1 protein-coding gene is annotated in these 6020 nt (G+C 64.2%); it reads right to left on the reverse strand.

Translation table 11 applies throughout. The features are described 5' to 3' along the window. Positions 1-104: 104 nt before the first annotated feature. Positions 105-5960, reverse strand: a complete 5856-nt coding sequence (locus BH93_RS18165; protein WP_242459003.1) for an amino acid adenylation domain-containing protein — start codon at positions 5958-5960, stop codon at positions 105-107. Between the last annotated feature and the right edge of the window lie 60 nt (positions 5961-6020).

The following is a 6020-nucleotide window of genomic DNA, read 5'->3' on the forward strand; positions in this document are numbered from 1 at the left end:
TCACTCGAGATATCGGGTACTTTGCTGGATTCGTTACCCTCGAACTGACGTTGCGTTCGGATGTGAGCTGCCAGCGATACGACTGCAGGCGGTGCCGCTCTCAGTCAGCGAGATATCCATTCGTCGAGGACAGGTCCGATCTCGGCGAGCGCCGACGCCGACGCCATCTGCCAGTGCGTCGAATGAACTTGCGTCACGGTCGGTTTCCCGTCGATGAACTCGGTCCACGTCGATGCACCGGCAACACCTGTCGGGTCGTCGACGACGGACGCGAAATAGAGCAGCTCACCGTCGAACCGCTCAGGCTCGTGGGCCTGCAGCATCGTGGCCGACCGTTCGATTCCGTCGACGATGCCCTGCACCCGATCTCTGGACAACGCATCGAACGGAGCGGGCATCGTGCGGAGTAGCGCCATGGCGGAATCGACGGACAGTTCGGACACGTCCGAGTCGTGTTCGGAGTCGATGCCCAACCCGCCGAGCACCTCCCCCGCAGTCACTGTCCGTTCGACGAGATGTGTGGTTCGGGACAGCACGAACGAATCCATCATTGCCAGCGTCGACACCATCTCCCCGAGCCCTCGCAACTGCACGGCGACCGCATGAGCGATGACGCCGCCCATCGACCACCCCAGCAGGTGGTAGGGCCCGCTGGGCTGAATCTCGCGGATGCGATCGACGAAGATCGATGCCCACTCGTCGATCGAGGCGGGCATCGGGTCGCCGGCCAGCACCGGAGATTGCAGACCGTAGAGGGGCCGGGTGCTGTCGACGTACGGCGCCAATCCGCCGAACGCCCAGGACAGTCCCACGATCGGATGTACACAGAACAGTGGCGTGCCGCTTCCCCCACGCAGTTCGACGACGGTATCCAGTCCGGTCTCTTCGGCGATCGGAGTATCGGAACGACGCGCCGCATCGATCCGCGACGCCAATGCTGCGACCGAGGAATCGGAGAACAACCACGACACCGGCACCGTCACGCCCTCGAGGGAGCGGCCCAACCGGGACACGAGCTTCATCGCCGACAGCGAGTTTCCGCCCAGCGAAAAGAAATCGTCGTCCGACCCGACCCGCTCGACGCCCAGTACATCCGCGAACACCGACGCCACTGCCTCCTCCACCGCGGTGGCAGGAGAACGGAATTCGCGTGCCTCGAACACCGGATCCGGCAGCGCACGGCGATCGAGCTTGCCCGCCGGATTCAGCGGAAGTGAATGCAGAACAACAAAAGCCGACGGCACCATGTACGTCGGAACCAGCGAGCCGAGCCTGGTGCGAATATCCTCGGTGTCGAGAACCGCATCGGCTACCGGCACGAGGTACGCAGCGAGAAGGTCACCGGCGACCGAGCCGGAGACCACGACCACCGCCTGACCGACTCCGGGCAACGATGTCAGAGCGGTTTCGATCTCCCCGAGCTCGATGCGCTGACCGCGGAACTTGACCTGGAAGTCGGTACGTCCGATGTACTCGATTCGGCCGTCGCCGAGCATCGACCATTGCACCAGGTCGCCCGTTCGGTACATGCGGTCGCCGGCGCTACCGAACGGATCGGCCACGAACCGTTCGGACGTCAGATCCGGTCGTGCGACATAACCGCGGGCCAACTGCACACCCGCCAGATACAGCTCACCGGGCACCCCGGCAGGAACCGGATTCAATCGCGAATCCAGAACTCGCACAGCGGTGTTCCATTCCGGAACACCGATCGACACCGAACCGTCGCCGGACGCGGCAACGAGGTCGGCTGCGTCATCGGAGACATCACGGTAGGTCACCGACACGGCCGCCTCGGTGGGACCGTAGAGATTGTGCACTCGTGCGTTCGACACTGCACGGCAGGCCGCCACCGTCCGAGAGGGCAGAGCCTCTCCGATGACGAATACGTGCCGCAGTGTAGATATCGCTTCCGCAGCAACGGATTCCGCGAATACGGTCAACATCGACGGTACGAAATCGGTCACGGTCACTCGATGTCGGGAGATCAAGTCGCCGACGACATCGACCTCGCGCTGTGCACCCGGCGGCGCGATGATCAACTGCCCGCCGGTCCGTAGAGGAAGAAAGAAGCCCCACAGTGACACGTCGAACGTCGTCGCCGTTTTCTGTAGATACACGTCCGATTTGTCGAGTCCGTACTCCTCGGCCATCCAGACCATCTGGTTGACGATGGCCCGATGCTCGACCGCGACACCTTTGGGCCTGCCCGTCGAACCCGAGGTGAACAGGACGTACGCGAGATCAGCGGAGTGTGGACGTCCGAACGTGGGCACAGCATCGATCCGCTCCACCCCGTCGATCAGCAGGACCGAGACATCACTGGTCGTCGCGAATTCGTCTCTGCTGGTGGACAGTACGACCATCGGATCTGCCGTGGACAGAATGTGATCGTTTCGCTCGATCGGTTGATCGGGATCGAGGGGAACGTAGGCCGCACCGGTGCGCAACACCGCGTACATCCCGACGACCAGTTCGATGGACCGTTTCATGGCCAACCCGACGAGAGCGCCGGGACCGGAGCCGTCCTGATGCAACCGCTGCGCTACGGCATCCACCCGAGCCGAGAACTGGGCATAGGTGAGCACATCGTCTCCGAAGACAACGGCCACGGCATCCGGCGTCGCGGCGACCTGTCGATCGAATCCGTCGAGCAGCAGTTCGTCACCGGGTACCTCCGCGTGATGGGTGTCGTTCCACTGCTGCAGGATTCGGTATCGCTCGTTCTCCGGCAGTATCTTGTGGTCGCCGATCGGAACCTCGGGATTCTCGGTGACAGCATCGAGCAACGCCACCAGCCGTTTCCCGAAGGCAACGACGGTGTCCTCGTCGAACAGGTCGGTCGCATAGAGCAGTTCGCCGGCGAGTCCACCCGCCGATTCCGTGACCGTGACCTGCAGATCGAACTTGGCCGAGAACGCTGCGGCCCCGAACCGCGAGACCGTCAACCCTGGAAGCTCGAACGTCCCCTCGGAGAAATTCTGAAAGAACAGTGCAACCTGCACCAGGGGGTGTCGGCTCTGCGATCGCACCGGATCGAGCACCTCGACCAGACGCTCGAACGGCACCTCTGCGTTCTCGAAGGCATCCATGTCGGAGATCCGCACCTGGTCGAGAAGCTGCGCAATCGATCGATCTCCGTCGACCCGCGTCCGCAGGATCACCGTATTGACGAACATACCGACCAGATCGTCGAGACCGGCATCGCCGCGACCACCGACCGGCGCACCGACGGCGACGTCGAGGGAACCGGACATCCGCGCAAGCAGAACCGCCAACGCCGCGTGCACCACCATGAACGGCGTCGCGTCATGCCTGTGCGCCAGTTCGACGATGCGCTCGTACGTCTCGGGCTCGACGGCGAACTGCGTCAGTCCACCTCGCCCGGACGCCACCCGAGGACGTGGTCGATTCCACGGCAACTGGAGTTGCTCCTGGGTGCCTGCCAATGCAGCTTCCCAGAAGGCGATCTGTTTGGACACCAACGAATTCGGGTCGTCCTCGGAACCGAGCATCTCGCGCTGCCACAGTGTGTAGTCGGCGTACTGCACAGCCAGCGGAGGCCAGTTCGGTGCGTCTCCCGCCGCACGAGCCACGTAGGCAGTCATCACATCTCGCGACAGCGGCCCCATGGACAGCCCGTCGGCGGAGATGTGGTGGGCGACGAAAGCCAACACGAATTCCGGCTCGGAACCGTCCGGGTCCGTGATCTCGAACAGCCGCACCCGAAACGGAATCTCCGTGGTCACGTCGAATCCCCTCGACAGGAACTCACCCACCGCCTCGGCTGCCGACTCGCGTGACGCCGGAACGACCTCCAAGGTGACGTCGACACCGGACGCGTCGAGAATCTGCTGGAACCCCGTTCCGTCGAGTTCGGGATACACGGTGCGCAGCGACTCGTGCCGAGCGATCACATCGTCTATCGCCGCGCGCATCGCATCGACGTCGAGCGCGCCGGTCAGAGCCAGAGCCACCGGCACGTTGTTCATCGCCGATGCGGTGTCGAACCGGTTGAGGAACCACATGCGCTGCTGCGCCGGAGAAAGCGGAACATGTTGCGGGCGAGGCCTGGACGAGTCCAGTACGGTCAGCGCGTCGGCCTCGGCCGCGTCGATCGACGCGGCCAATGACTCGACGGTGGCATTGTCGAACAGAGCCCGCGGTCGCACTCGGCGCCCGAGCGCTGCGCCGATGCGCGCAGCGGCCTGCGTCGCAAGGAGCGAGTTGCCGCCCAGCGAGAAGAACTCGTCGTTGGACCCCACCTCGTCCACACCGAGCAAGTCGGCGAAGACGTCGGCCACGACGATCTCGGTCGGAGTCGTCGGAGCGCGGAACTCGCGCACCGCGAACACCGGTTCCGGTAGGGCACTTCGATCGAGCTTGCCCGCCGGTGTCAGCGGAATCGACTCGAGTATCGTCAGCGTCGTCGGCACCATGTGCGCAGGCAAGTACCGCTTCGCTGCGTCCAGCACCTCATCGACGACGAGATCCACTCCCGTGTTCGGCAGGACGTAGCCGACCAGTTCGGTTGCACCGGAATCGCGTCGGTGTCCTACGGTCACGGCGAAGTCGACCCCGTCCACGGCGGCGAGCACCGCGTCGATCTCCCCGAGTTCGATGCGAAAGCCTCGCAGCTGAATCTGCGCGTCGTTGCGACCGACGTACTCCACCACAGGTCCGCTGTCGCCCTGTCGCCACCGAACCAGGTCGCCGGTTCGGTACATCCGCGAGTGCGACGGATCGCCCTCTGCCGCAAAGGGATTGGCTACGAACCGTTGTGCGGTGAGCCCCATGCGCTCGAGATAGCCGCGGGCCAGTCCCGGCCCACTCATGTACAACTCCCCCACCACGCCCACCGGAACCGGCCGGAGTCGGTCGTCGAGCACATGACTGGCCATACTCTTTGTGGGCGAGCCGATGTCGACCGCTCCGCCGGAGACGAGCGGGGCGGACAGACTGCAGATGACGGTCGTTTCGGTGGGACCGTAGGCGTTGTGGAACTGCCGACCACGGGCCCACCGTCCCATCAGCTCCGCGGTGAACGTCTCCCCACCGACGGCGAGGGCACGAAGTTCGGGAAGGTCGCCGGAATCCATGGTCGTCAGCGCGGCAGGCGTGATGATCGCGTGAGTGACTCGATGCTTCGCCATGATCTCGGTCAATTCCGTGCCGCCGTAGACACCCGACGGAACGATCACCATCATCGACCCGTTCACGATGGAGATCAGCAGTTCCAACACGGAGGCGTCGAAACTGGGTGAGGCGAAATGCATTGTGCGAGAGTCACCGGAGGTCTCGAACGTGTCGTTGACGGTAGCGGCGAGCGGGGCAAGTCCGGCGTGCGTGACCGCGACCCCTTTCGGCCTTCCGGTCGACCCGGACGTGTAGATCACGTAGGCGAGATTGGCGGGAACCGGCTGAGCCAGACGGTCCTGCGGTGCGATCGGCTCTGCCGACAACTGCTCGAGTTGCCGCATTTCGTCGGTCCCGTCCAGCGCGATCCAGGACACTCCGTCGGGCAGCTCGGCCACCCGGTCGGACGTCGTCAGTCCCCATCGAACACCGGAGTCGGTCACCATGTGCTCGATCCGCCCGGGTGGATACCGCAGATCGATCGGCAGGAAGGCTCCGCCGGACTTCGCGACGGCCCATACCGAGGCCACCGACTCGATGGATCGATCGAGCGCGATCGCCACCAGGTGTTCCGGTCCGACGCCGTGAGAGATCAACAGCCGAGCCAACTTCGACGACTGCCCGTCGAGTTCTTCGTACGTAACGGACGTTTCGCCGAAAACGAGCGCGGTACCCGTCGGATTCTTCTCGACCGCTGCCGAGAGCAATGCCGGCAAGGTAGGAACCCGTGCGGGTCGGCTACGGCCCGGTTTCGGACGCCTGACACGTCCCTTCGGTCGCACTGCCTTACCGGACGTACCGGTCCCCGACCACTCCGAACTCACTGAACACTCCTCATCGGCGGCGCTCCCACACAACCGCCTCAGTGACGCGTGCCGAGAACG

This window comes from Rhodococcoides fascians A25f (assembly GCF_000760935.2).
Lineage (GTDB): Bacteria > Actinomycetota > Actinomycetes > Mycobacteriales > Mycobacteriaceae > Rhodococcoides.